Annotated in this window: 25 protein-coding genes and 1 riboswitch; of the genes, 21 read left to right on the top strand and 4 right to left on the bottom strand. The window is 72.5% G+C overall.

All coding sequences use genetic code 11. From position 1 onward, the window contains the following. The first annotated feature begins 107 nt into the window (after window positions 1-107). The 12 genes from rplS to BM076_RS28260 all read left to right on the top strand — a co-directional run bounded on the left by rplS (window position 108) and on the right by BM076_RS28260 (window position 10,366). A complete protein-coding gene (gene rplS / locus BM076_RS28315) occupies window positions 108-458 on the top strand; it encodes a 50S ribosomal protein L19 (protein ID WP_093716565.1) in 351 nt (116 codons plus the stop codon). A 33-nt stretch (window positions 459-491) separates the two neighbouring features. Continuing rightward, a complete protein-coding gene (gene lepB, locus BM076_RS28310) occupies window positions 492-1,259 on the top strand; it encodes a signal peptidase I (protein ID WP_093716564.1) in 768 nt (255 codons plus the stop codon). Further along, window positions 1,252-2,511: a signal peptidase I gene (gene lepB / locus BM076_RS28305; RefSeq protein ID WP_177246660.1), complete on the top strand. Its 1,260-nt coding sequence runs from the start codon at window positions 1,252-1,254 to the stop codon at window positions 2,509-2,511. The genes lepB (BM076_RS28310) and lepB (BM076_RS28305) overlap by 8 nt, the downstream gene beginning before the upstream one ends. After that, on the top strand, window positions 2,471-3,436 hold the full coding sequence (gene lepB / locus BM076_RS28300; RefSeq protein ID WP_177246659.1) for a signal peptidase I: 966 nt from the start codon (window positions 2,471-2,473) through the stop codon (window positions 3,434-3,436). The genes lepB (BM076_RS28305) and lepB (BM076_RS28300) overlap by 41 nt, the downstream gene beginning before the upstream one ends. 43 nt (window positions 3,437-3,479) lie before the next feature. Further along, on the top strand, window positions 3,480-4,220 hold the full coding sequence (gene lepB / locus BM076_RS28295; protein ID WP_093716562.1) for a signal peptidase I: 741 nt from the start codon (window positions 3,480-3,482) through the stop codon (window positions 4,218-4,220). A gap of 5 nt (window positions 4,221-4,225) precedes the next feature. Next, window positions 4,226-4,723, top strand: a complete 498-nt coding sequence (locus BM076_RS28290; RefSeq protein WP_093716628.1) for an NUDIX hydrolase — start codon at window positions 4,226-4,228, stop codon at window positions 4,721-4,723. Between the two features lie 39 nt (window positions 4,724-4,762). After that, entirely contained in the window at window positions 4,763-5,089 is a 327-nt protein-coding gene (locus tag BM076_RS28285) for a DUF2469 domain-containing protein (RefSeq protein ID WP_018562949.1), read from the top strand. Window positions 5,090-5,190: 101 nt separating this feature from the next. Further along, entirely contained in the window at window positions 5,191-5,553 is a 363-nt protein-coding gene (locus tag BM076_RS28280) for a YraN family protein (RefSeq protein WP_093716561.1), read from the top strand. Continuing rightward, window positions 5,553-7,181 (top strand): YifB family Mg chelatase-like AAA ATPase, encoded by a 1,629-nt coding sequence (locus BM076_RS28275; protein ID WP_093716560.1) that lies wholly within the window; start codon window positions 5,553-5,555, stop codon window positions 7,179-7,181. Before BM076_RS28280 ends, BM076_RS28275 begins: the two co-directional genes overlap by 1 nt. Before the next feature lie 290 nt (window positions 7,182-7,471). Continuing rightward, window positions 7,472-8,635, top strand: coding sequence for a DNA-processing protein DprA (gene dprA, locus BM076_RS28270; RefSeq protein WP_245796453.1), 1,164 nt, complete (start codon window positions 7,472-7,474; stop codon window positions 8,633-8,635). Window positions 8,636-8,917: 282 nt separating this feature from the next. Continuing rightward, window positions 8,918-9,754 (top strand): RNA polymerase sigma factor WhiG, encoded by an 837-nt coding sequence (gene whiG / locus BM076_RS28265; RefSeq protein WP_093716559.1) that lies wholly within the window; start codon window positions 8,918-8,920, stop codon window positions 9,752-9,754. Window positions 9,755-9,784: 30 nt separating this feature from the next. After that, a complete protein-coding gene (locus BM076_RS28260; RefSeq protein ID WP_177246658.1) occupies window positions 9,785-10,366 on the top strand; it encodes a TetR/AcrR family transcriptional regulator in 582 nt (193 codons plus the stop codon). Here the strand turns inward: BM076_RS28260 and BM076_RS28255 are convergent. Further along, on the bottom strand, window positions 10,356-10,994 hold the full coding sequence (locus tag BM076_RS28255; protein WP_093716557.1) for a murein hydrolase activator EnvC family protein: 639 nt from the start codon (window positions 10,992-10,994) through the stop codon (window positions 10,356-10,358). The two genes, BM076_RS28260 and BM076_RS28255, sit on opposite strands and share 11 nt — an antisense overlap. Window positions 10,995-11,261: 267 nt before the next feature. Between BM076_RS28255 and rpsB the strand changes: the two genes are divergently transcribed. From rpsB to BM076_RS28210, 9 genes are all read left to right on the top strand, one after another. Then, window positions 11,262-12,176 carry a 30S ribosomal protein S2 gene (gene rpsB, locus BM076_RS28250; RefSeq protein WP_093716556.1) on the top strand — a complete coding sequence of 305 codons (915 nt, stop codon included), beginning with the start codon at window positions 11,262-11,264 and terminating at the stop codon, window positions 12,174-12,176. A gap of 179 nt (window positions 12,177-12,355) precedes the next feature. Then, on the top strand, window positions 12,356-13,192 hold the full coding sequence (gene tsf, locus BM076_RS28245; RefSeq protein WP_093716555.1) for a translation elongation factor Ts: 837 nt from the start codon (window positions 12,356-12,358) through the stop codon (window positions 13,190-13,192). A 165-nt stretch (window positions 13,193-13,357) separates the two neighbouring features. Then, window positions 13,358-14,116, top strand: a complete 759-nt coding sequence (gene pyrH, locus BM076_RS28240; RefSeq protein WP_093716626.1) for a UMP kinase — start codon at window positions 13,358-13,360, stop codon at window positions 14,114-14,116. 67 nt (window positions 14,117-14,183) lie between these two features. Continuing rightward, window positions 14,184-14,741, top strand: coding sequence for a ribosome recycling factor (frr, locus tag BM076_RS28235; protein WP_093716554.1), 558 nt, complete (start codon window positions 14,184-14,186; stop codon window positions 14,739-14,741). A 95-nt stretch (window positions 14,742-14,836) separates the two neighbouring features. Further along, window positions 14,837-15,898: a phosphatidate cytidylyltransferase gene (locus tag BM076_RS28230; protein ID WP_177246657.1), complete on the top strand. Its 1,062-nt coding sequence runs from the start codon at window positions 14,837-14,839 to the stop codon at window positions 15,896-15,898. A 126-nt stretch (window positions 15,899-16,024) separates the two neighbouring features. Further along, on the top strand, window positions 16,025-17,131 hold the full coding sequence (gene rlmN / locus BM076_RS28225) for a 23S rRNA (adenine(2503)-C(2))-methyltransferase RlmN (RefSeq protein ID WP_093716553.1): 1,107 nt from the start codon (window positions 16,025-16,027) through the stop codon (window positions 17,129-17,131). A gap of 67 nt (window positions 17,132-17,198) precedes the next feature. Further along, a riboswitch (TPP riboswitch) is annotated at window positions 17,199-17,340 on the top strand. Beyond that, on the top strand, window positions 17,333-18,454 hold the full coding sequence (locus BM076_RS28220) for a thiamine ABC transporter substrate-binding protein (RefSeq protein ID WP_093716552.1): 1,122 nt from the start codon (window positions 17,333-17,335) through the stop codon (window positions 18,452-18,454). (Overlaps the previous riboswitch by 8 nt.) Window positions 18,455-18,546: 92 nt before the next feature. Then, the gene (locus BM076_RS28215; protein ID WP_093716624.1) at window positions 18,547-20,172 is read left to right on the top strand and encodes an ABC transporter permease; all 1,626 of its coding nucleotides are present in this window, start codon (window positions 18,547-18,549) and stop codon (window positions 20,170-20,172) included. Further along, window positions 20,172-21,224: an ABC transporter ATP-binding protein gene (locus BM076_RS28210; protein WP_093716551.1), complete on the top strand. Its 1,053-nt coding sequence runs from the start codon at window positions 20,172-20,174 to the stop codon at window positions 21,222-21,224. The genes BM076_RS28215 and BM076_RS28210 overlap by 1 nt, the downstream gene beginning before the upstream one ends. A gap of 21 nt (window positions 21,225-21,245) precedes the next feature. On the opposite strand, the gene BM076_RS28205 is transcribed toward BM076_RS28210, so the two are convergent. The 3 genes from BM076_RS28205 to BM076_RS28195 form a co-directional block, all read right to left on the bottom strand. After that, window positions 21,246-22,412 carry an LOG family protein gene (locus BM076_RS28205; protein WP_107416994.1) on the bottom strand — a complete coding sequence of 389 codons (1,167 nt, stop codon included), beginning with the start codon at window positions 22,410-22,412 and terminating at the stop codon, window positions 21,246-21,248. A 26-nt stretch (window positions 22,413-22,438) separates the two neighbouring features. Then, entirely contained in the window at window positions 22,439-23,581 is a 1,143-nt protein-coding gene (locus tag BM076_RS28200) for a hypothetical protein (protein WP_407640725.1), read from the bottom strand. 91 nt (window positions 23,582-23,672) lie between these two features. Then, window positions 23,673-24,413, bottom strand: a complete 741-nt coding sequence (locus tag BM076_RS28195; protein WP_093716549.1) for an ABC transporter ATP-binding protein — start codon at window positions 24,411-24,413, stop codon at window positions 23,673-23,675. Window positions 24,414-24,740: the final 327 nt, after the last annotated feature.

Genomic DNA, 24,740 nt, shown 5'->3' with positions numbered 1-24,740 from the left:
CGCCCCTGCCACAGGGGGAACGACGTCCGCCCGACGCGGCAGCGACCGTCATCTCTCTCCCGACGTTCCGTCGATGACCTGTGGCATCGGCGAGGAAGCAGAATCCTGTGCCCAATCTGATCGACAGCGTCAACAGCGCCTCGCTGCGCACCGACGTCCCGGCCTTCCGCCCCGGCGACACCGTCAACGTCCACGTGCGCGTCATCGAGGGCAACCGCTCCCGTGTGCAGCAGTTCAAGGGCGTCGTCATCCGCCGCCAGGGCGCGGGCATCAGCGAGACCTTCACGGTCCGCAAGGTCAGCTTCTCCGTCGGCGTCGAGCGCACCTTCCCGGTGCACACCCCGATCGTCGAGAAGATCGAGGTCGTCACCCGCGGTGACGTCCGCCGCGCGAAGCTCTACTACCTCCGTGAGCTGCGCGGCAAGGCCGCGAAGATCAAGGAGAAGCGCGACAACTGAATCCATGGGAAGGCCGGATAAGCTCTGGCCTCGATGGACAGCGAAGCGACACTTCCGGAACGCGACCGTTCCTCCCCCGCCGTCGAGGCGGACCCGGAGGAGCGGTCGCGTTCCGTCGTGCCGGGACAGGAACCGAGTCCGGGGCAGGAACCGAGTCTGGAACAGGAAACGGAGCCGGGGCCGGGCCGGGCGGCCCGGTGGTGGCGCGAGTGGCGGCGTACGGTGCTGCTCGCGGTCGGCTGCGTGGTGGCGCTGCTGCTGGTGAGCACCTATGTCGTCCAGCCCTTCCAAGTGCCCAGCGGCTCCATGGAGAACACCCTGCGGGTCGGCGACCGGGTGCTGGTGAACAAGCTGGCGTATCGATTCGGCGGGCACCCGCGGCGCGGTGACGTGATCGTCTTCGACGGGAACGGCTCCTTCAGCCAGAGCGGCGGCACCGACTACGTCAAGCGCGTCATCGGTGTCGGCGGCGACCGGGTCACCTGCTGCGACAAGCGGGGCAGGCTGCTGGTGAACGGACAGCCGCTGGACGAGGGCTACCTCTTCCCCGGGGACGTGCCCTCGCGGGTACCGTTCGACATCGTGGTGCCGGACGGAAGGCTGTGGGTGATGGGCGATCACCGGGACGACTCCCGCGACTCCCGGGACCACCTCGGCGACCCCGGCGGCGGCACCGTACCCGTGGGCAAGGTGATCGGCCGCGCCGAGTGGATCGGCTGGCCCTTCGGCCACTGGACCAAGCTGCGCCGCCCCGGGACCTTCTCCGCCGTCCCCGCACCCGCCGCGGGTCACCATGGGTAACCGCGGCAGGCCCCGCTACGGGCACCACCGCGCGCCCGCGCCCGGCGAGGGCGGTACGGGCAACGGCGCCGGCGGTACGGGCAGTGGCACCGGCTCGCACCCCGCCGTCCCGTCCCAGCCGGGCGGCGCGCCCGCGGGCCCGACCGGCACCACCCGGATCGAGCGCCGCAGACTGGCCCGCAAGGTCAAGCGCAAGCGCCGCCGCTCGCTGGCCAGGGAAGTGCCGCTGCTGGTCATGGTCGCGCTGCTGATCGCGCTGGTGCTCAAGACGTTCCTGCTCCAGGCGTTCGTGATCCCGTCCGGATCGATGGAACAGACCATCAAGATCGGCGACCGGGTGCTGGTCGACAAGCTCACCCCCTGGTTCGGCGCCGAGCCGCACCGCGGTGACGTCGTGGTCTTCAAGGACCCCGGCGGCTGGCTGCCGCCCGAGGAGCAGAAGAAGCCCGACCCTGTGGTGATCAAGCAGGTGAAACAGTTCTTCACCTTCATCGGCCTGCTGCCGTCCTCCAACGAGCAGGACCTGATCAAGCGGGTCATCGGCGTCGGCGGCGACACCGTCAAGTGCTGCGACGCGTCCGGGCGGATCACCGTCAACGGGGTGCCGCTCACCGAGCCGTATCTGTACACCGGGAATCCGCCGTCCGAGCGGCCGTTCACCGTGCACGTCCCCCAGGGGCGGCTGTGGGTGATGGGCGACCACCGCTCGGACTCCGCCGACTCCCGCTACCACATGGACAAGCCGGGGGACGGCACGATTCCGCTCAACCTGGTGGTGGGCAGGGCGTTCGTCATCGCCTGGCCGCTCGGTCACTGGGAGCGACTGAAGGAACCGGGCACCTTCTCGTCCGTCCCCGACCCGAGGGCCGCGGGCACGGACGCCACAGCCGGGGCGGCTAGGGTGGCCCAGGTCAACAACGGTCAAGGAACGAGCCAGATACCGACTCCTGCGGAACTCCCGCTCGTTATGGGAGTGGTGGGCCTGCGCCGGCGACGGGGCGGGCGGCGGACTGGAGTGAGGAGTGGATGTGGGGGACCTGGTGGTCGGCGCACGGTCTGGATCCGGCGAGCCCGAGAAGGGGGATGCCGCGGCGCCCCCCGTCAACGGGCCGGCGGCCGATGGCCGAGTCCCCGAACCCGCGGACGGGACCGGATACGGCACGGGGTACGGCGGCGGGCCGCAGCCCGGCGATCCGGACGGTACGGACGGGGTGACCCCGGAGGGCCCCACGGGTCCCGGCGGTCCCGCTGACGTCCCGGGCCCGGCCGACCGCTCCGGCGGTCCCGGCGGCCTGCCCGAGGGCCTTCCCGCGGGTCCCGGCGGTCCCGACGACCCGGGCGACGGCGAACCGTCGCGCCCGTCGGGCGGCTCGTCGGGCAAGCAGCGCTCCTTCTGGAAGGAGCTGCCGCTGCTGGTCGGCATCGCCCTCGTCCTCGCACTGCTGATCAAGACCTTCCTGGTGCAGGCGTTCTCCATCCCGTCCGACTCCATGCAGCACACCCTGGAGCGCGGCGACCGCGTCCTGGTCGACAAGCTCACCCCGTGGTTCGGCTCCAAGCCGACCCGCGGCGAGGTCGTCGTCTTCCACGACCCGGGCGGCTGGCTCGGCGAGAATCCGCCGGCCGGCGGCAATGCGGTGACCAAGGGCATCCAGAAGGGCCTCAGCTTCATCGGCCTGATGCCGTCCGCCGAGGAGAAGGACCTGATCAAGCGGGTCATCGGCGTCGGCGGCGACACGGTCGAGTGCAGCGGCACCGGACCGGTCAAGGTCAACGGCAAGGCGCTGGACGAGCCGTATGTGTTCGCGGGCAACACCCCCTGCACGCCGGACCGGCCGTTCAAGATCACCGTGCCCAAGAACCGGATCTGGGTGATGGGCGACCACCGCCAGGACTCGCTGGACTCCCGGTATCACATGACGCTGCCCGGCGGCGGCACGGTCTCGGACAACGAGGTCGTCGGCCGCGCCATCACGGTGGCCTGGCCGATCAACCGCTGGGACTGGCTCTCCATCCCGGGCACCTTCGACCAGCCGGGCATCAATGCCGAGGGCAGCCTCGCCCCGGCCGCCGCGGGCTTCCTCGGCGCGGTGCCGCTGGTGATGCTGCGCCGCCGTAGGCTGCTGAAGGCCGCCGCGCCGCAGGCGGGGACCCCGGCGGAACCGGAAGATCGCTGACGACGGCTGACCACGGGCGTACCGCCGGGTAGGGTTCCGGTCCATGAGCAGCAGTACGACGCGTCGCGGCGCGATAGCCAACGCCAAGGGCGGCGGCCGGCTCGGACGAACGGTGTCCGGCGTGGCCATCGCCCTCGGCTGCGTGCTGTTCCTCGGCGGTTTCGCCTGGGGAGCGGTGGAATACCGGCCGTACACGGTGCCCACCAACTCCATGCAGCCGACCGTGCACCCGGGGGACCGGGTGCTGGCCCAGAAGATCGCGGCGTCCGACGTGCGCCGCGGTGACGTGGTCGTCTTCCAGGACAAGCTCTGGGGCGACCTGCCGGAGGTCAAGCGGGTGGTGGGCGTCGGCGGCGACGTCGTGAAGTGCTGCGACAAGCAGGGCCGTCTCACCGTGAACGGCAAGGCCGTCGACGAGGGTTATCTGGACGCCGGCACCCGCGCCTCGATGAACGACTTCAGCACCACGGTGCCGCGCGGCTCGCTCTTCCTGCTCGGTGACAATCGCGCCGTCTCGCAGGACTCCCGGATCCGGCTCACCGACGCCGAGCACGGCGCGGTGCCCGCGAGCGACGTGAAGGGCCGGGTGGACGGCACCGCGTGGCCGCTGGGGCGGATGGGGGCGCTGTCGGCGACCTCCGCCTTCGACGCGGTGCCCGGCGGCGGGGCCTCCGAGGGGCCGCTGCGCTGGATCGTGATCATGGTGGTCGCCGGCGCCGTGCTGATCCTGGGCGGGGCGGCCTACACCCCGGTGGCCGCGCTGCTGCGGAAGCGGCGCGCGTGACGGGCATGACGGGCGTAACGGGTGGGCGGCGCCGGGTCTCCCGGGTCGTGCTGCTCGACCCCGCCGACCGGATACTGCTGCTGAGCGGCTACGACCCGGCCGACCCGTCGGTCAGGTATCTGTTCACCCCCGGCGGCGGTGTCGAGGCGGGCGAGAGCCTGGAGCAGACGGCGCTGCGGGAGGTCGCGGAGGAGACCGGGATCACCGATGTGCGGCTGGGCCCGGTGCTGTGGGAGCGGACCAGTCTCTTCACCTTCGACGGGCGCCGCTGGGAGCAGGACGAGTGGTACCACCTGGGCCGTACGGAGACGGTGGCCCTCGACACCAGCGGTCAGACCGACCTCGAACGCCGGAGCGTGACCTCGCTGCGCTGGTGGACCTACGAGGAACTTTTGCGCACTCGTGAGACGGTGTACCCCATCAGACTCGCCGGGCTGCTGCGTACGCTGCTCGACGAAGGCCCACCGCCGTCCCCGATCCCCCTGGGGACGGAGCGCGACTGACGCACAATGGGGGCACGTACGGCTGAAGGGGAACATGCCATGAGCGCCGAGGACCTCGAGAAGTACGAGACCGAGATGGAGCTGAAGCTCTACCGGGAGTACCGCGATGTCGTTGGCCTGTTCAAGTACGTGATCGAGACCGAGCGGCGCTTCTACCTCACCAATGACTACGAGATGCAGGTGCACTCGGTCCAGGGCGAGGTGTTCTTCGAGGTCTCGATGGCCGACGCCTGGGTCTGGGACATGTACCGGCCGGCCCGCTTCGTCAAGCAGGTGCGGGTGCTCACGTTCAAGGACGTGAACATCGAGGAGTTGAACAAGGCGGATCTGGACCTGCCGTCGGACGACTCGGGCTTCAACGGCTGATCCCTCCGGTCCCGGCGGTCGCGGAGTTTTCCACAGGCCGCGGATCAAGATCGTCTCGGGTTGCGCCGCCTCTGTCACAGTGAGTGACGGAGGTGGTACGCATGAACGCACGAGGTGCGCTGGGGCGGTACGGCGAGGGGCTCGCGGCCCGCACGCTGGAGAACGCGGGACTGACCGTGCTCGACCGCAACTGGCGGTCAGGGCGGCGCGGGGAGATCGACATCCTGGCGTCCGACGGTGACGCGCTGGTGGTGTGCGAGGTGAAGACCCGCCGGGACGGCGGCTTCCAGCACCCGATGGCGGCACTGACCGCCGAGAAGATCGGCCGGCTGCGCTCGCTCGCCGACCGGTGGGCCGCGGAACACGGGGGCGCGCCACCGGGCGGCGTCAGGATCGACGTCGTCGGTGTCCTGCTGCCCGCCCGCGGCGCCGCCCGGGTGGAGCATGTGCGGGGGGTGGCCTGATGGGGTTCGCCCGTACGTGCTCGGTCGCGCTGATCGGCGTGGAAGGCGTCGTGGTGGAGGTCCAGGCCGACCTCGAACCCGGGCTCGCCGCGTTCGCCCTCGTCGGCCTGCCCGACAAGAGCCTCACCGAGAGCCGCGACCGGGTCCGCGCCGCCATCGTCAACAGCGGCGAGGTCTGGCCGCAGAAGAAGCTCACCGTCGGCCTCAGCCCGGCCTCCGTCCCCAAGGGCGGCTCCGGCTTCGACCTGGCCGTGGCCTGCGCGATCCTCGCCGCCAACGACCGGATCGACCCCGCGTCCATCGCCGACCTGATGATGATCGGCGAGCTGGGCCTGGACGGCCGGGTCCGGCCGGTCCGCGGGGTGCTGCCCGCGGTGCTCGCCGCCGCGGACGCCGGCTACCGGCAGGTCGTGGTGCCGGAGCTGACCACCGCCGAGGCGTCCCTGGTCCCCGGTGTCTCCGTCCTCGGCGTCCGCACCCTGCGCCAGCTCGTCGCCGTGCTCAACGACGAACTGGCACCGAAGGAGGACCCCGACCCCGCGGGCGACGGCCGCCCCGACCCGATGCTCGCCGGGCTCACCGTGCCGGGCGGTGGCGTCGGCACGGGCCTGGCCAGCAGCTTCGGCGGCGCGGCGGCCACCGGTCACGGGCCCGACCTCGCCGATGTCGCGGGGCAGCGCACCGCGCGCATCGCCCTGGAGGTCGCCGCCGCGGGCGGGCACCACCTCTATCTCAAGGGGCCGCCGGGCGCGGGCAAGACGATGCTGGCCGAGCGGCTGCCGGGCATCCTGCCACCGCTGACCCGGCAGGAGTCCCTGGAGGTCACCGCCGTCCACTCCGTCGCCGGCATCCTCCCGCCGGGCCGCCCGATGATCGACGCCCCGCCCTACTGCGCGCCGCACCACTCGGCCACCATGCCGTCCCTGGTCGGCGGCGGCAGCGGCATCCCCCGGCCCGGCGCGGTCTCCCTGGCCCATAGAGGTGTGCTCTTTCTGGACGAAGCGCCGGAATTCAGCGTGCGGGCGCTGGAGGCGCTGCGGCAGCCGCTCGAATCCGGGCATGTCGTCGTCGCCCGTACGGCCGGGGTGATGCGGCTGCCCGCCCGCTTCATGCTGGTGCTGGCCGCCAATCCGTGTCCCTGCGGGCGCTATTCGATGCTGGGCGAGGGCTGCGACTGCTCACCCACCTCCGTCCGGCGCTACCAGGCACGGCTTTCCGGGCCGTTGCTCGACCGGGTCGATCTGCGGGTCGAGGTCGAATCGGTCACCAGATCCGACTTCCTCGGCTGCGACCACGGCGAGTCCAGCGCCACCGTCGCCGCCCGCGTCCTGGCCGCCAGGGAACGCGCCGCGGCCCGCTACCACGGCACCCCGTGGCGGCTGAACAGCGAGATCCCCGGCCACGAGATGCGCACCCGCTGGCATGTCGCCCCCGGCGCCCTGCACCCGGCCGAGCGCGACATGGAGCGCGGCCTGCTCACCGCGCGCGGCCTCGACCGCGTCCTGCGCGTCGCCTGGACCCTCGCCGACCTCGCCTCCCACGACCGCCCCGACGCCGACGACGTCGTCCAGGCCCTCCACCTGCGCACCGGCATCAGCCGCGGCGTGCCCGTCCCGGGAGGTGTGTGACGGTGGCGCTACCGCGGGGAGAACGCGAGTACGGCGGGCCCGGGCCGAGGGGGGACGCGGCCGACCCGGCCGCCTTGGGCCGTGCGCGTGATGCGGGTGACGCCGGTCCGGCGGTGACCGCCAGGTGGGCGCGGAACACGGGATCGGCTGACGCCGGTGCCGGTGCTGATGACGGGGGCTGGGCCGAGGTCGAGCCCGACGCAGGCGCCGAGGACAGGGCTGGGGCCCAAACCGGACCTGCCGTCGGCGGGCGGGCCCGCGCCGAGCCGGGCGGAGGGCGCGGGTCACGGGTGCCGGAGGCGGCCGCCGCCGTGCCGGAGGCCGAGACGGTCGCCCGGGTGGCGATCACCCGGATCGCCGACCCCGGGGACGAGGTGGTCGGGCGGGCACTGGGGGAGCGGGGCGCGGAAGCGGTGCTGGCCGCGCTCCGGACGGGGGAGCCGCTGCCGGGCGCGAGCCCGAGACGGACCGAGGGCTACCGGACGCGGTCCGGCCGGGCCGGGGAGCCGGAACGCGACCTGGAGACGGCCCGCCTGGCGGGCGCGCGGTTCGTCACCCCGGGGGACACCGACTGGCCGAGCCAGCTCGACGACCTCGGGCCGCAGCGGCCCTACGGGCTGTGGGTCCGCGGCCGGCCCTCACTGCGGCTGTGGGCGCTGCGCTCGGTCGCCGTCGTCGGCGCCAGGGCCTGCACGGACTACGGCGCCCACATGGCGGCCCGGCTGGGCGGCGGCCTGGCCCGGGCGGGCTGGACGGTGGTCTCGGGCGCCGCCTACGGAGTCGACGGCACGGCGCACCGCAGCGCCCTGCGGGCCGACGGCGCCACCATCGGTGTGGTCGCCAGCGGTGTCGACCAGCCGTATCCGCCCGGCAACGCCCGGCTGATCGGTGACATCGCCGAACACGGCCTGCTGATCGGCGAACTGCCGCCCGGCGACCATCCGACCCGCAGCAGATTCGTGCTGCGCAACCGCGTCATCGCCGCCCTCACCCGCGGCACCGTCGTGGTCGAGGCCCGCTACCGCAGCGGCTCCCTGGTCACCGCCCGCCGCGCGGCAAAGCTCGGGCGGGTGACGATGGGGGTGCCGGGGCCCTGCACCAGCGGTCTGTCCGAAGGCGTGCACGAATTACTGCGCGGTGAGGCCGTCGTGGTGACGGACGCGGCGGAGGTGATCGAGATGGTCGGGGAGATCGGCACCGACCTCGCCCCTGTGCGGCGCGGCCCGGTCCTCCCGCGCGATCTGCTCGACCCGGCCGCAGCCGCGGTGCTCGAAGCACTCCCCGGCCAGGGGGACGCCGACGCCGCCGACATCGCGCTCACGGTGGGGGCCACCAGGGACGACACGCTGAGGCGCCTGCATGATTTGCGAGCACTCGGCCATGTCGAACGCGACGACGGGCGATGGAAGTTGGTCCGTACCGCACACGACAGGGCGGCACACCCGGAGAGTTGACGCTATCGACACACCATCAGGTGACAGGAAAACGCCGTGACCTGGGACGATCGTAGGACTGGCCACGCGCGGCCCGACGGCCCACCATGATGGGCCCGACGGGCCCCCGTGCGGACCCGGCGCCGGGCGGCACCGCCGGTCCGGTGGGCGCCTATTCGCAGAGGAACGTATCTGCGCATGTCTCATACGGATGATGTAGCAATAAGCGACACCTTGGTCACGCTACGCTCGCAGAGGCTCGATTTCCCGCCCACGTCACGGCAGAACGGCTCAAAACGACGCATGCACCGGTACACCCCCGGGTCCGAGCGGGCGACGGCAACGACCGCCCCCCGCACCTCCCCTCGGCCCGCCGCCCCCACGTCGCTCGACGAACTGTGGCGTAGCTACAAGGCAACGGGGGACGCCCGGCTGCGCGAGCAGCTGATCCTGCACTACTCGCCCCTGGTCAAATACGTGGCGGGCCGGGTCAGCGTCGGCCTGCCCGCCAATGTCGAGCAGGCCGACTTCGTCTCCTCCGGGGTGTTCGGCCTGATCGACGCGATCGAGAAGTTCGACCCGGAACGCGCGATCAAATTCGAGACCTATGCGATCACCCGGATCCGCGGCGCCATGATCGACGAACTGCGCGCGCTCGACTGGATCCCGCGCTCGGTCCGGCAGAAGGCCCGCGCCGTCGAACGCGCCTACGCCACGCTGGAGGCCAAGCTCCGCCGCACCCCCAGCGAACCGGAGGTCGCCGCCGAGATGGGCGTCGGCCTCGAAGACCTGCACGCCGTGTTCAGCGCGCTGTCGCTGGCCAACGTCGTCGCGCTCGAAGACCTGCTGCACGCCGGCGGCGAGGGCGGCGACCGGCTCAGCCTGGTGGACACCCTGGAGGACACCGGCGCCGACAACCCCGTCGAGGTCGCCGAGGACCGCGAGCTGCGCCGGCTGCTCGCCCGGGCCGTCAACACCCTGCCCGAACGCGAGAAGACGGTCGTCACCCTCTACTACTACGAGGGCCTGACACTCGCCGAGATCGGCCAGGTGCTGGGCGTCACCGAGAGCCGGGTCAGCCAGATCCACACCAAGTCCGTCCTCCAACTGCGGGCAAAGCTGGCCGACGTCGGCCGGTGACAGGCGGACCACAGTGTCTACAGTGGTGGGATGCCCAGGATTCGAGCGGCCTCGGTGGCCGAACACCGGACCATGCAGCGCCAGGCCCTGCTGGACGCCGCGCGTTCGCTGCTGTCCGACGGCGGCACGGAAGCGCTGACCTTTCCCGCCCTGGCCGAGCGCACCGGCCTGGCCCGCTCCTCGGTCTACGAATACTTCCGCTCCCGCGCCGCCGTGGTCGAGGAGCTGTGCGCCGTCGACTTCCCGGTGTGGGCCGCCGAGGTCGAGGACGCCATGCGGGCCGCCGACACCGCGCAGGGCAAGATCGAGGCGTACGTCCGCAGTCAGCTTGCGCTGGTCGGCGACCGCAGGCACCGCGCCGTCGTCGCGATCTCCGCGGGCGAACTGGACGCGGGCGCCCGGGAGAAGATCCGCGCCGCGCACGGTGGGCTGGTCACCATGGTCGGTGCCGCGCTCGCCGCCCTCGGCCACGACGAGCCCCGGCTGACCGCCATGCTGCTCCAGGGCGTGGTCGACGCCGCCGTCCGCCGGATCGAGCTGGGCGCCGCCGAGGACCCCGACCGGATCGTCGAGGCCGCCGTGACGATGGCGCTGCACGGCGTCACCGGCTGACTTGCCTCAAAGGACCTCCTTCAGGTCCGCCCGCTCCGGCGGGTCCGAACACCGGCAGCAGCCGGGACGGGCCCGCGCGCAGCAGCACGGCCGGCAGCAGCGACAGCGGGTCGAGATAGGCGTCGCCCCGCAGCAGCCCCCAGTGCAGGCAGGTCGTCCCGCAGTGCCCGGTCGCCGGATCGAGCACCCCCACCTGCCCGCCCGCCGGCACCCGCGCGCCGACCGGGACCGTGGCACGTACCGGTTCGTAGGTGACGCGCAGACCGGGCGCGATGCGCAGCACCACCACACCCGTGCCCGCGACCTGGCCCGCGAAGGCCACCTCGCCGGGAGCCGCCGCCCGCACCGGAGTGCCGGGCCCGGCACGTAAGTCGACCCCGCGGTGCCCCGCCGCCCACGGTGTCGCGGGCGGCTCGAAGGCGCGCAGCACCACCGGCCGGCCCCGTACGCCCGGTCCCGCCACCGGCCAGCAGCGCGCCACCGCCCCGCTGCCCGCGCACCCGGGAGCGGCCGCCGTGCCGACCGCGCCGGGGACACCCGGCGCAGCCGCGCCCGGAGCGCCCGGGACGCCCGGAAGAGCGGCGAACAGTGCCGCCATCGTCATCGTCAACCACAGGTGAAGTGCCATGACATCCACGATCCCGTACCCGGGGCCACCCGCGATGATCTTGGTCCCTGCCTGTGGACAACTTGAGTGTCGCCTGGGACTCCGCCGGTCCCGTACACTTTCTCTGGCGATCCGGGTCACCGGGTCGACTTCGCACGCCCCGCCACCCACTCCCCTCACCGGGACGGTGGCCGCGCCCCTCGGTCCCTCGTGGCACGGCGCGTCGGGACGTCAGGCGCGACCGCCGTCCGGCGGCCGCGGTAACCGAGTACCTCAAGGAGTACGGCCATGGCCGTCGTCACGATGCGGGAGCTGCTGGAGAGCGGCGTCCACTTCGGGCACCAGACCCGCCGCTGGAACCCGAAGATGAAGCGCTTCATCTTCACCGAGCGCAACGGCATCTACATCATCGACCTGCTCCAGTCGCTGTCGTACATCGACCGCGCCTACGAGTTCGTCAAGGAGACCGTCGCGCACGGCGGCTCCATCATGTTCGTCGGCACCAAGAAGCAGGCGCAGGAAGCCATCGCGGAGCAGGCCTCCCGCGTCGGCATGCCCTACGTCAACCAGCGGTGGCTGGGCGGCATGCTCACCAACTTCTCGACCGTCTACAAGCGCCTGCAGCGCCTGAAGGAGCTCGAGGAGATCGACTTCGAGGACGTGGCCGCCTCCGGCCTCACCAAGAAGGAGCTGCTGGTCCTCTCCCGCGAGAAGGACAAGCTGGAGAAGACCCTCGGCGGCATCCGCGAGATGCAGAAGGTGCCGAGCGCCGTCTGGATCGTCGACACCAAGAAGGAGCACATCGCCGTCGGCGAGGCGCGCAAGCTCCGCATCCCGGTCGTCGCGATCCTCGACACCAACTGCGACCCCGACGAGGTCGACTACAAGATCCCGGGCAACGACGACGCGATCCGTTCCGTCACGCTGCTCACCCGTGTGATCGCCGACGCCGTCGCCGAGGGCCTCATCGCCCGCTCCGGCGCCGCGACCGGCGACAAGAAGGCCGAAGGCGCCGCCGAGCCGCTCGCCGAGTGGGAGCGTGACCTGCTCGAGGGCGAGAAGAAGGCCGACGAGGCGCCCGCCGCCGACGCCGCCGTGCCCGCCCCGGCCGAGGCGCCCGCCGCCGAGTCCGCCCCGGCGGCCGACGCTCCGGCCGCCACCGAGGCCCCGGCCGCGACCGAGGGTGACGCCGAGCAGGCCTGAGCCCGCCCGGACCGTCCGCTCGGACAGCCGCACAGCACAGCAGCAGAACGCGTACCGCGCACGGCGCCGGCCACGGCGCACGGCACGTACGTCGTGAACCACGCGTGACGACGGCGGGGGCCCATGCCCCCGCCGTCCACCCGTAGATCCACCGACCATTCGGGAAGAGACTCAAACCCATGGCGAACTTCACCGCCGCCGACGTCAAGAAGCTCCGCGAGCTGACCGCCGCGGGCATGATGGACTGCAAGAACGCCCTCACCGAGGCCGAAGGCGACCTGGACAAGGCCGTCGAGATCCTCCGGGTGAAGGGCCAGAAGGGCGTCACCAAGCGCGAGGGCCGCTCGGCCTCCAACGGCGCGGTCGTCTCCCTGATCGCCCCCGACAACTCCGAGGGCGTCCTCGTCGAGCTGAAGTGCGAGACGGACTTCGTCGCCAAGGGCGACAAGTTCGTGGCCGTCGCCGACGCGATCGCCGCCCACGTGGCCGCGACCAAGCCGGCCGACATCACCGCGCTGCTCGCCTCCGAGATCAAGGACGGCCAGACCGTCCAGGCGTTCGTCGACGAGGCCAACGCCACCCTCGGCGAGAAGATCGTGCTCGACCGCTTCGCGCAGTTCTCCGGCGCCTACGTCGCGTCCTATCTGCACCGCACCAGCCCCGACCTGCCGCCGCAGGTCGGCGTCCTGGTCGAGCTGGACAAGGCCGACGCGCAGACCGCCAAGGACCTCGCCCAGCACATCGCCGCCTTCGCGCCGACCGCGCTGTCCCGCGACGACATCCCCGCCGAGACGGTGGAGAACGAGCGCCGCGTCGCCGAGGCCACCGCCCGCGAGGAGGGCAAGCCCGAGGCCGCGCTCGCGCGCATCGTCGAGGGCCGGGTGAACGGCTTCTTCAAGGAGAACGTCGTCCTGGAGCAGGCGTTCGCCAAGGACTCCAAGAAGACCGTCCAGAAGGTGCTCGACGAGGCCGGCGTCACGCTGAAGAGCTTCGCGCGCTTCCGCGTCGGCGTCTGATCGCGTCCGACACGAAGCAGCGAATGACCGACGGCCCGGCTAGGGTCGTACGCGGTCGGCCGCCCGCCGGCCGGCCGCAGATGTGACGAGGAGGCCATTGCCGTAGAGGGAACCCCAGAGGACCCGCGGCAATGGCCTCCTTCGTACGTGCACGAGGAGATCTCCATGGACAAAGGCGCCGACACGGCCCAGCACACCACCGCTCACCGCCGCTACCTGCTGAAGCTGTCCGGCGAGGCGTTCGCCGGGGGCGGCGGGCTCGGCGTCGACCCCGATGTCGTGCACGCCATCGCCCGGGAGATCGCCGCGGTCGTCGCGGACGGCTACGAGATCGCCCTCGTCGTCGGCGGCGGCAACTTCTTCCGCGGCGCCGAACTCCAGCAGCGCGGCATGGACCGGGCCCGCTCCGACTACATGGGCATGCTCGGCACCGTCATGAACTGCCTGGCCCTCCAGGACTTCCTGGAGAAGGAGGGCGTCGAGACCCGGGTGCAGACCGCCATCACCATGGGCCAGGTCGCCGAGCCGTACATCCCGCTGCGGGCCGTGCGGCACCTGGAGAAGGGCCGCGTCGTGATCTTCGGCGCCGGTATGGGCATGCCGTACTTCTCGACCGACACCACCGCCGCCCAGCGCGCCCTGGAGATCGACGCGTCGGCGATGCTGATGGGCAAGAACGGGGTGGACGGGGTCTACGACTCCGACCCCAAGCACAACCCGGACGCGGTGAAGTTCGACGCCCTGGAGTACGGCGAGGTCATCACCCGCGACCTGCGGGTCGCCGACCTCACCGCGATCACCCTCTGCCAGGACAACAAACTGCCGATCCTCGTCTTCGAGCTGCTCGCCGAAGGGAACATCGCGCGGGCCGTGAAGGGTGAGAAGATCGGCACGCTGGTCAACGACCGGGGCTCCAGGGCTTAGTGACGGTTCCGGACACCGGCAGACGACACGTACACGTCCACGTACGTCCACATACCAGGAGCACACCGTGATTGAAGAGACCCTCCTCGAGGCCGAGGAGAAGATGGAGAAGGCCGTCGTCGTGGCCAAGGAGGACTTCGCCGCGATCCGCACCGGCCGTGCGCACCCGGCGATGTTCAACAAGATCGTCGCCGAGTACTACGGCGCGGTCACCCCGATCAATCAGCTCGCCTCCTTCGCGGTCCCCGAGCCGCGGATGGCGGTCGTCACCCCCTTCGACAGCAGCAGCCTGCGCAACATCGAAGAGGCGATCCGCAACTCCGACCTCGGCGTCAACCCGAGCAACGACGGCCGTATCATCCGGGTGGTCTTCCCGCAGCTCACCGAGGAGCGCCGCCGCGAGTACATCAAGGTCGCCAAGACCAAGGGTGAGGACGCGAAGATCTCGATCCGCAGCGTCCGCCGCAAGGCCAAGGAGACGCTCGACAAGCTCGTCAAGGACGGCGAGTCGGGCGAGGACGAGGTGCGCCGCGCGGAGAAGGAGCTGGACGACACCACGGCGAAGTACGTCGCCCAGGTCGACGAGCTGCTCAAGCACAAGGAAGCCGAGCTGCTGGAAGTCTGACCGGGACCCCTTCCGGTGACCGTACCCGCGACCGCATCCACGATCCCGCCCTCAGCCCTTCCCGGCCGACACACGACGACGCGAGGCGAAGCTCAGTGAACGACTCTTCCTGGGGCGCTTCGCCACGCGCCGGTCACTGGGGAGCGCCCGAGGACGCGGTCACCGGCCGTGCCGCGGCGAACGACGCGGTCCTCGACGACTCGATCATGTATCCGGCGGGTTCCGCACCCGAATCCGGGCGCGGGAGGAAGACTCCTCCTATGCCGCCATCCGCCCCGTCCGAGCCGCCCGCACCGGAGCCCTCTCCGGAGCCCGCACCGTCGTCGCAGCCGCCCGCGAAGAAGTCCGCCGGGCGCAATCTGCGGGCGGCGATAGGGGTCGGTCTCGGTCTCGGCGTGATCATCATCGCGTCGCTGTTCATCGTGAAGGCGGTCTTCGTCGGCGTCGTCGTGGCCGCCGTCCTGGTCGGCGTCTGGGAACTCACCTCCCGGCTCGCCGAGCGCAAGGGCATCCGCGCCCCGCTGGTCCCGATCGCGGCCGGCGGCGCGGCCATGGTCATCGCGGGGTACGCGAGCGGCGCCGTCGGCGCCTGGGTCGCGATGGCGCTCACCGCGCTCGCCATCCTCGTCTGGCGCATGGCGCAGCCGCCGGAGAACTACCTGCGGGACGTCACCGCCGGCGTCTTCGCCGCCTTCTACGTGCCGTTCCTGGCCACCTTCGTGGTCATGATGCTCGCCGCGGACGACGGCCCGCGCCGCGTCCTGGTCTTCCTGCTGCTCACCGTGATCAGCGACACCGGCGCCTACGCCGTCGGCTGGCGCTTCGGCAAGCACAAGCTCGCCCCGCGGATCAGCCCCGGCAAGACCCGCGAGGGCCTGCTCGGCGCGATCTCCTTCGCCATGGTCGCCGGCGCCCTGCTCATGCAGTACGTCATCGACGACGGCCGGTGGTGGCAGGGCCTGCTGCTCGGCCTCGCGGCGGCCACCAGCGCCACCCTCGGCGACCTCGGCGAGTCCATGATCAAGCGCGACCTCGGCATCAAGGACATGGGCACCCTCCTCCCGGGCCACGGCGGCATCATGGACCGCCTCGACTCCCTCCTCCCCACCGCCCCGGTCGTCTGGCTCCTGCTGGTCGTCTTCGTCGGCTCGGGCTGATTTTTTCCCGCCTTCCCGCCTCCGGGCGCTCATGCCCGGTGCCCTTTGGCTCGCCGGCCGCACGGCCAGAAGGTTGTCCACAGGCGCGCCGGACCACCGCTCCCGATCTGCGACACTTGACAGATCATGCCTGTACCCGGAGAACTCACTTTCGCCGCGCCGCGGGGGGCCAAGAAGCCGCCGCGGCACCTTGCCGATCTCAGTCCCGCCGAGCGGCGGGAGGCGGTGGCCGCGCTCGGCGAGAAGCCGTTCCGGGCCAAGCAGCTGTCGCAGCACTACTTCGCGCGGTACGCCGACGATCCGGCGGCGTGGACGGACATTCCGGCCGGGGCGCGCGGGAAGCTCGCGGAGGAGCTGCTGCCGGAGCTGATGACGGTGGTGCGGCACGCGGCGTGCGACGACGGGGAGACCCGTAAGACGCTGTGGAAGCTGTTCGACGGGACGCTGGTCGAGTCGGTGCTGATGCGGTATCCGGACCGCGTCACGATGTGCATCTCCTCGCAGGCGGGCTGCGGCATGAACTGCCCGTTCTGCGCGACCGGACAGGCCGGTCTCGACCGGAATCTGTCGACGGCCGAGATCGTGCACCAGATCGTCGCGGGCATGAAGAGCCTGCGCGACGGCGAGGTGCCCGGCGGCCCGGCGCGGCTGTCCAACATCGTCTTCATGGGCATGGGCGAGCCGCTGGCCAACTACAAGCGGGTGATCGGCGCGATCCGCCGGCTGACCGACCCCGAGCCGGACGGGCTCGGCCTGTCGCAGCGCGGCATCACCGTCTCCACCGTCGGCCTGGTCCCGGCGATATACCGCTTCGCCGACGAGGGCCTGAAGTGCCGCCTCGCGGTCTCGCTGCACGCCCCGGACGACGAACTGCGCGACACCCTGGTGCCGGTCAACACCCGCTGGAAGGTCCGCGAGGTGCTGGACGCGGCCTGGCACTACGCCGAGGTCTCCGGCCGCCGGATCTCCATCGAGTACGCGCTGATCCGCGACATCAACGACCAGGCGTGGCGGGCCGACCGGCTCGGCCGGATGCTCAAGAACCACCGGGTGCACGTCAATCTGATCCCGCTCAACCCGACGCCCGGCTCCAAGTGGACGGCCTCCCGCCCGGAGGACGAGCGGGCGTTCGTGGCCGCGCTGGAAAGCCATGGTGTGCCCGTGACCGTACGGGACACCCGTGGGCAGGAGATCGACGGCGCGTGCGGCCAGCTCGCCGCCGCCGAAAGGTAACGGATCGGGTGCGCTGACCAGCGGCTTTTCCGCTGCTGCTATCGTGCTCGTGCAATCGCACAAGTGAACATTCCGACAGGGGAGCGCCTGCGACGGCGCTGAGAGTGCGGCCCATGGAGACCCGGGGAATCCCGGGGACCTCCACGAGACCGCAGACCCTCGGACCTGATCCGGGTCATACCGGCGTAGGGAGTCTGCATCATGAACACCATCCGTCGGCGTGCCGTGGGCGCGCTCGTGCTCGCCACGGTCGGCGCCACCGTCCTCGCCGCCTGCGGCAGCGATTCGAGCGGCGGTTCCGGCGACACCAGTAGCCCCGGCACCGGCGGCTCCGCCAAGAAGTCCACGACCGTCACCCTGGTCAGCCACGACTCCTTCGCGGCCTCCGACGCCGTGCTCAAGGAGTTCACCAAGGAGACCGGCTACACCGTCAAGGTGCTGCGCGGCGGCGACGCGGGAGCCGCCGTCAACCAGGCGATCCTCACCAAGGACCACCCGCAGGGCGACGTCTTCTTCGGCGTCGACAACACCCTGCTCTCGCGCGCGCTCGACAACGGCCTGTTCACCCCGTACACCGCCAAGGACCTCGGCCAGGTGCCCGCCGACGTGCAACTCGACGCCGCCGAGCACCGGGTGACGCCCATCGACTCCGGCGATGTCTGCGTCAACTACGACCGGGCGTACTTCACCACGCACAAGCTGACCCCGCCCACGACCTTCGCGGACCTGGTCAAACCGCAGTACAAGAACCTGCTGGTCACCGAGAACGTCGCCACGTCCTCGCCCGGCCTGGCCTTCCTGCTGGGCAGCGCCGCGAGCTACGGCGACGACCAGTGGCAGGCGTACTGGAAGCAGCTCAAGTCCAACGGCGTCGAGGTCGTCGACAGCTGGGAGCAGGCGTACAACGAGCGCTTCTCCGGCTCGGCGGCCGGGAAGAAGGCCAAGGGCGACAAGCCGCTGGTGGTCTCCTACGCCTCCAGCCCGCCCGCCGAGGTCGTCGGCGTCACCCCGGCGCCCGCGCAATCCCCGGTCGGCGTCGCCACCGGCACCTGCTTCCGGCAGATCGAATTCGCCGGCCTGCTGCACGGCGCGAAGAACACCGCGGGCGGCCAGGCGCTGATCGACTTCATGCTGAGCAAGGCGTTCCAGGAGGACATGCCGCTGAACATGTACGTCGACCCGGTGCGCAAGGACGCCGCCGAGCCCGAGGTGTTCACCAAGTACGGCGCGAAGATCACCGACCCCGAGTCGATGGCGCCCGACAAGATCGCCGCCAAGCGCGACGAGTGGGCCAAGTCATGGTCGTCGATCGTCCTCAAGTGACACCACAGGTGACGGACGCGACGGACGTGACGGTCGTACGGCGGCGGGCCGCCGCCGTACGCCGCCGCGGCATCGTCGTACGCCTCGGCCTGATGGCCGTGCCCGCCGCCTTCTTCTGCGTCTTCTTCGCCTACCCCGTCGCCGCCATCGTCGGCCGCGGCCTGCACGAGGGCGGGCACTGGCGGTTCGGCCGGATCGGCGACGTGCTCGGCGACGCCGGCATCCGGCATGTGCTGTGGTTCACCTGCTGGCAGGCCGCCGCGTCCACCGCGCTCACCCTCGCCGTCGCGCTGCCCGGCGCGTACGTCTTCGCCCGGCTGGACTTCCCCGGCAAGCGGCTGCTGCGGGCGGTCGTCACCGTGCCGTTCGTGCTGCCGACGGTCGTCGCGGGCTCGGCCTTCCTCGCGCTGCTCGGCCGCGGCGGCTTCACCGACTCGCTGTGGGGGGTGCGCCTGGACACCAGTGTGTGGGCGATCCTCATCGCGCACGTCTTCTTCAACTACGCGGTCGTCGTCCGCACCGTCGGCGGCCTGTGGGCGCAGCTCGACCCGCGCCAGGAGGAGGCCGCGCGGATGCTCGGCGCGAGCCGGCCCGCCGCCTGGCGACAGATCACGCTGCCGGCGCTCGGCCCGGCCGTGGCCGCCGCCGCGCTGATGGTGTTCCTGTTCACCTTCACCTCCTTCGGCGTGGTCCAGATCCTCGGCGGCCCCACGTACTCCACCCTCGAAGTGGAGATCTACCGGCAGACCGCGCAGCTTCTCGACCTGCCGACCGCCGCCGTCCTCACTCTCGTCCAGTTCGCGGCCGTCGGCGCCATCCTCGCGGTGCACGCGTGGACGGTGCGGCGCCGCGAATCCACGCTGCGGCTCGTGGACGCCGGCACCACCGCGCACCGCCCGCGCGGCGGCGAACGCGCCCTGCTCGGCGGTGTGCTCGCCGTCATCGCGCTGCTCATCCTGCTGCCGCTCGGCGTCCTCGTGGCCCGCTCCCTCGACGGCCCCGACGGCTACGGATTCACCTTCTACCGTTCCCTGAACTCCCTCGGCACCAGCAGCACCTTCGTCGTCGCCCCGCTGGAGACGGTCGGGAATTCGCTGCGGTACGCGGCCGTCGCCACCGTCATCGCCCTCGCCGTCGGCGGGCTCGCCGCCGCCGCGCTGGTCCGCAGGGCCGGACGGCTGGTCCGCGGCTTCGACGCGCTGCTGATGCTGCCGCTGGGCACCTCGGCCGTCACCGTCGGCTTCGGCTTCCTGATCACCCTCGACAAGCCGCCGCTGGACCTGCGCTCCTCCTGGATCCTCGTGCCGCTCGCGCAGGCGCTGGTCGGCGTGCCGTTCGTCGTACGCGTCATGCTGCCGGTGCTGCGGGCCGTCGACGACCGGCTGCGGGAGGCCGCGGCCGTGCTCGGCGCCTCGCCGCTCCGGGTCTGGCGGGAGATCGAACTCCCGCTCGTGGGACGGGCGCTGGCCGTCGCCGCCGGTTTCGCCTTCGCCGTCTCGCTCGGCGAATTCGGCGCCACCGTCTTCATCGCCCGGCCCGACAGCCCGACCCTGCCGGTCGCCGTCGCCCGCCTGCTCGGCCGGGCGGGGCCCGACACCTACGGCCAGGCGATGGCGCTCAGCACCATCCTCATGCTGGTCTGCGCCGCGTCCCTGCTGGTGCTGGAGAATCTGCGGCCCCGCGCCAAGGGCGCCGACCCGTCCCCCGGGGAGTTCTGATGACGTCTCCACTGTCGAAGCGGGCGCTGCTGCGCGTCGAGGACGCCACCGTACGGTTCGGGCCGCGGGCCGCGCTCGACGCCGTCACCCTGGAGGTCGCCGCGCACGAGACCGTGTGCGTGCTCGGGCCCAGCGGCAGCGGCAAGTCCACGCTGCTGCGGGCGGTCGCCGGGCTCCAGCCGCTGGACGGCGGCCGGGTGCTGCTCGACGGCGCCGACCAGGGCGCCGTGCCCGCGCACCGGCGCGGCGTCGGGCTGATGTTCCAGGACCACCAGCTCTTCCCGCAGCGCGACGTCGGCGGCAATGTCGCCTTCGGGCCGCGCATGCACAAGGTGCCGCGCGAGCGACGGGAGGCGCGGGTGCGCGAACTCCTCGACCTCGTCGGGCTGCCCGGCGCCGCGGGGCGTGCCGTCGGCACGCTGTCCGGCGGCGAACAGCAGCGCGTCGCGCTCGCCCGGGCGCTGGCGCCCGAGCCGCGGCTGCTCATGCTCGACGAGCCGCTCGGGCAACTCGACCGCTCGCTGCGGGAACGCCTCGTGGTCGAACTGCGTGAGCTGTTCGGGCGGCTCGGGACCACGGTGCTCGCCGTCACCCACGACCAGGGCGAGGCGTTCGCGCTCGCCGACCGGGTCGTCGTCATGCGCGACGGACGGATCGCGCAGACCGGCACCCCGCTCGACGTCTGGCAGCGGCCGGCCTCCGCCTTCGTCGCGCGCTTCCTCGGCTTCGAGAATGTCGCCGACGCGGTCGTCGCCGGTGCCTACGCCGACACCCCCTGGGGCAAGGTGCCGGTTCCCACCGGGAGCCCTTCCGGCCCCTGCCAGATCCTCGTCCGGCCCGCCGGGGTCCGCCTCACCGACGCCTCCTCCGGCCTGCGCTGCACCGTTCTCGCCCGCACCTTCCGCGGCTCCCACCTCGCCCTCACCCTCGCCCCGCCCGACGCCGCCCCCCGCATCGACGCCGCCGCCCCCCTGCGGGGCGCTCCGGAAGTGGGCGCCGAGGTCGCGGTGACCTTCACCCCGGACGAGGTCGTCCTCCTCCCGGCCGAGTGAGGTCTTCCAGGGGCGCAGCCCCTATCGGGCGCCCTCGGAGAGGGCGGCCAGGGCGGCCGGGGCTTCGGTGACGGAGTCGACGAGGGTGATGCGGGTGGACATGGGGCGGTCGGTGGCGAGGGACTGGAGGAGGGGCCAGGCGGGGAGGACGGACGTCCAGTGGGCGCGGTCGACCAGGACGAGGGGGACGGGCTTCCCTCGGGAGGAGTAGTAGGCCGGGGTCGCGGCGTCGAAGATCTCCTGGACGGTGCCGGCCGCGCCGGGCAGGAAGACGACGCCGCCCGAGCAGCGCGAGAGCAGACCGTCCTCCCGGGTCGCGTTGGCGAAGAATTTCGCGATGCCGGACGCGAAGGCGTTGGGCGGCTCGTGGCCGTAGAACCAGGTGGGCAGCCCGTAGGAGGAGCCGCCGCCGGGCCAGCGGTCCCGGACCTCGAAGGCGGTGCGCGCCCAGGCGGCGACCGAGGGCCGGAAGGAGGGCACCTCGCCGAGGACGTCCAGGGCCTTGCGGAGCATCAGATCGTCGAAGGGCGCCGCGTAGGCACCGAAGTTGGCGGCCTCCATGGCGCCGGGTCCGCCGCCGGTGGCGACGGTGAAGCCGGCCCGGGCGAGGTCGCGCCCGAGGCGGGCGGCCCCCGCGTAGGCGTCGGTGCCGCGCTCCATGGCGTGGCCGCCCATGACGCCCACGACCTTGAGGCCGCCGAGGAGTTCGTCGAGCGCGTCGGAGACCGCGTCGTCGTGGATCGAGCGCAGCATCGAGGCCAGTATGTCGCCGTCCGCCGCGGTGCTCCGGGCCCAGGCATACGTACGGGCGTCGGGGGTGGCCGGGTAGCCGTCGTCGGCGAGGCCCGCGTACAGCTCGTCGGGAGCGTAGAGCGCGCCGCGGTACGGGTCGAAGGGCAGGTCGGGAACGGGCGGGAAGACCAGGGCGCCGCCGGCCCGGACGTGCGCGAGGGCTTGCGGCTCCATCGGGCAGCCGAGGAAGACGGCCCGCGAGGTGTCGGCGACCAGCAGCGCGAACGTACGGTCGGTCAGGTCGACGGCCTGCACCCGGTAGCCGGCGAAGGAACCGGTCAGCGCGACCCGGTCGAACTCCACCAGGGACTCGATCTCCCGGTCCCGGCCCGGCGGGCGCGGGGCGTCGGCGGACGGGGAACCTGACGGTGAATCGGGCGGGGTGTCGGCGGGCACGGCGCCACGATAGTCCCCGGCCCGCTTCACCGGCCGGGCGGGACCGTGGCGAGCGCGGCCACCAGAGCCGTCAGCGGAACGGCCGCGGCCAGCACCACCCCGGCACGCAGCGCGACGGCGCCACGCAGCAGCGCGGGCGACGCCCCGAACTGCCGCAGCGCCGCGTTCGCGGGCTCGCGCCCCCGCTTGGCCTCCAGCAGCGCGGTGCCCACGGTGGCCAGGACGCACAGCACCACCAGGACGGCGGCCAGCGCCGTCAGCGGGCCGAAGGGACGCCCGCCGCGGTGCAGGTCGTAGACGGCGGGCACCGCCGCGGCCGTCGCGCACAGCGCGCCCAGCGGGCGGCCGATCGCACGGGACTCCTCCTGGAGCGCCCGCCCGGCCAGCAGCCGCAGCGCGCCCGGCCGGAAGGCGGCCAGCAGCCGGCCGCAGGCGTGCACCACACCGGGGCCCGCGAGCACCATGCCGACCGTGGCGACGGCCCAACCGCCCAACGCCAGCGGCGCGATGGAGCCGAGACCGCCCGGCAGCGGCATCCCGTGACCGTGCGGCGCGGCCACTTCCGCGGCCAGGCCGACCGCGGTCAGCGCGACACCCCACGGCAGCCCCTTCGGCGGCGCCGTGGCGGACACCTCGGCGGGCGCGGGCGCGGTGGAGACCGTACGCGGTGGCCACAGCCGGGCCGCGCCCGTGACGGCCGCGCTCACCGGCACCACCGCGAGCAGCGTCAAGGCGCCCGCCAGCGGCACCGATCCGCCGCCGCCCAGGACGTCGGAGGCGGCGCCGTGGAAGGGCAGGCCGCCCAGGTCGCCGCGCAGGTGCAGGAAGACCAGCAGCGCCACCGCGCTGCCGGCCGCGCAGGCGATCGCGGTCGCCGAGGCGGCCAGCAGCGCCACACCGGCCCGGCCCAGGCCCACCGCGGCCAGACCGGCCCGCGGCCACCCGCCGGGCACCGCGCGGCCCGCGGCGACCGCGAACTGCACGGTCACCACCACCGGCACCGCGCACCACACCAGCCGCACCGCCGCGTCCGACGGCCGGTGCGGGTGGGCCAGCGCCCAGCCCAGCGCCGCCAGCAGCAGCATGCCGGTCCCGGCCGACGCGGCGGCCACCAGCACCCACCGTGCCAGCGCGGCGAACCGTGCCCCGCGCAGCACCCGCAGACCCATCACGTCCGGCTCCCTTCCCGCGCCGCGCGCCGCGGCCCCACGGACGTCGGTGCGGCGGAATTCCGTACGACGGCTGCCGTCGCGTCCGTCGTCATACGGACGCGGCCCGCGCGGTCGTCGTGGAGTCGTCCCGGTCGTCCCGGTCCTGCGTCGGCATCGACGCGTTGATACGGCCGTCCACCAGCGGGATCACCCGGTCCGCGAAGGGCGCGATCTCGTGGTCGCAGGCGCTGAACACCACGGTGATGCCGTGCGAACGGGCCGCGCTGGTCAGCGTCCGCATCACCAGGGCCCGGTCGGGGCGGTGCAGCGGGGCGCCCGGGTCGTCCGCGAAGACCACTTCCGGGGTGGTGACCAGGGCGCGCGCCACCGCGATCCGCTGCCGCTGCGCCTGCAGCAGCTCGGCCGGGCGTTTGCGGGCCGCGGCGCCGATGTCCAGCCGGTCGAGCCACTCCTGGGCCGCGGCCCGGGCCGCGCGGTACTTGGTGCCGGTCAGCAGCAGCGGCAACGCCGCGTTCTCCCAGGCCGTCAGCTCGGGGAGCAGCTGGGCGGTGCTGCCCACCCAGCCGAAGCGGTCCCGGCGCAGTTCGTCCCGGGCGATTTCGGTGAGGGTGTGCACAGGGGCGCTGTTGAACCACACCTCGCCCTGGTCGGGCACCAGTTGGCCCGACAGGCAGCGCAGCAGTGTCGACTTGCCCGCGCCGCGCGGGCCGACCACCGCCAGGATCTCGCCCTGCCGCACCCCCAGCGATACGCCCAGCAGTGCCGGCGAGCCGTTGTGCGCGTGGCGCAGCGACCTCGCCCACAACACGTCATTGTCGGGCGGCGCCATCCCGTACCTCCGCGTCTCGCGAGACATTCCCTCCGGGAGGGCACGCTAGACAACGGCGCCCCGTTCTCCCCGCAGGCACGTCGGGGGCCACCCCCGTACCCCTCGTCCGGGTGACCCGTCTCCTCCTGCGGAGTGCGGTGCCTGATGTCTTTAGGGGCGCGGGGAACTGCGCGGCCCGCCCCCACCGGCCCGGTGGTCGCAAAACAAACAGCGTCTGCCCCGCTGGGGGCGGTTTGTCAGCAGCAGCCCCGCGCGGGCTGAGCGCGCAGTTCCCCGCGCCCCTAAAAGACCTGACTCGCCGTCAGGCGAGAAGGCACCCCGCTCCGC

The sequence above is a fragment of the Actinacidiphila alni genome, assembly GCF_900112845.1.
Lineage (GTDB): Bacteria > Actinomycetota > Actinomycetes > Streptomycetales > Streptomycetaceae > Actinacidiphila > Actinacidiphila alni.
The sequence above is the reverse complement of the archived record's forward strand: the minus strand, read 5'-3'. Positions and strand labels throughout refer to the sequence as shown.

Bases quoted from the DNA above. Each gene is read 5' to 3' on its own strand.
- lepB (WP_093716564.1), top strand. From the start codon at position 492: ATGGACAGCGAAGCGACACTTCCGGAACGCGACCGTTCCTCCCCCGCC.
- lepB (WP_177246660.1), top strand. From the start codon at position 1,252: ATGGGTAACCGCGGCAGGCCCCGCTACGGGCACCACCGCGCGCCCGCG.
- lepB (WP_093716562.1), top strand. From the start codon at position 3,480: ATGAGCAGCAGTACGACGCGTCGCGGCGCGATAGCCAACGCCAAGGGC.
- BM076_RS28290 (WP_093716628.1), top strand. From the start codon at position 4,226: ATGACGGGCGTAACGGGTGGGCGGCGCCGGGTCTCCCGGGTCGTGCTG.
- BM076_RS28285 (WP_018562949.1), top strand. From the start codon at position 4,763: ATGAGCGCCGAGGACCTCGAGAAGTACGAGACCGAGATGGAGCTGAAG.
- BM076_RS28280 (WP_093716561.1), top strand. From the start codon at position 5,191: ATGAACGCACGAGGTGCGCTGGGGCGGTACGGCGAGGGGCTCGCGGCC.
- BM076_RS28275 (WP_093716560.1), top strand. From the start codon at position 5,553: ATGGGGTTCGCCCGTACGTGCTCGGTCGCGCTGATCGGCGTGGAAGGC.
- whiG (WP_093716559.1), top strand. From the start codon at position 8,918: ATGCACCGGTACACCCCCGGGTCCGAGCGGGCGACGGCAACGACCGCC.
- BM076_RS28260 (WP_177246658.1), top strand. From the start codon at position 9,785: ATGCCCAGGATTCGAGCGGCCTCGGTGGCCGAACACCGGACCATGCAG.
- BM076_RS28255 (WP_093716557.1), bottom strand. From the start codon at position 10,994: ATGGCACTTCACCTGTGGTTGACGATGACGATGGCGGCACTGTTCGCC.
- rpsB (WP_093716556.1), top strand. From the start codon at position 11,262: ATGGCCGTCGTCACGATGCGGGAGCTGCTGGAGAGCGGCGTCCACTTC.
- tsf (WP_093716555.1), top strand. From the start codon at position 12,356: ATGGCGAACTTCACCGCCGCCGACGTCAAGAAGCTCCGCGAGCTGACC.
- pyrH (WP_093716626.1), top strand. From the start codon at position 13,358: ATGGACAAAGGCGCCGACACGGCCCAGCACACCACCGCTCACCGCCGC.
- rlmN (WP_093716553.1), top strand. From the start codon at position 16,025: ATGCCTGTACCCGGAGAACTCACTTTCGCCGCGCCGCGGGGGGCCAAG.
- BM076_RS28220 (WP_093716552.1), top strand. From the start codon at position 17,333: ATGAACACCATCCGTCGGCGTGCCGTGGGCGCGCTCGTGCTCGCCACG.
- BM076_RS28215 (WP_093716624.1), top strand. From the start codon at position 18,547: ATGGCCGTGCCCGCCGCCTTCTTCTGCGTCTTCTTCGCCTACCCCGTC.
- BM076_RS28210 (WP_093716551.1), top strand. From the start codon at position 20,172: ATGACGTCTCCACTGTCGAAGCGGGCGCTGCTGCGCGTCGAGGACGCC.
- BM076_RS28200 (WP_407640725.1), bottom strand. From the start codon at position 23,581: ATGGGTCTGCGGGTGCTGCGCGGGGCACGGTTCGCCGCGCTGGCACGG.
- BM076_RS28195 (WP_093716549.1), bottom strand. From the start codon at position 24,413: ATGGCGCCGCCCGACAATGACGTGTTGTGGGCGAGGTCGCTGCGCCAC.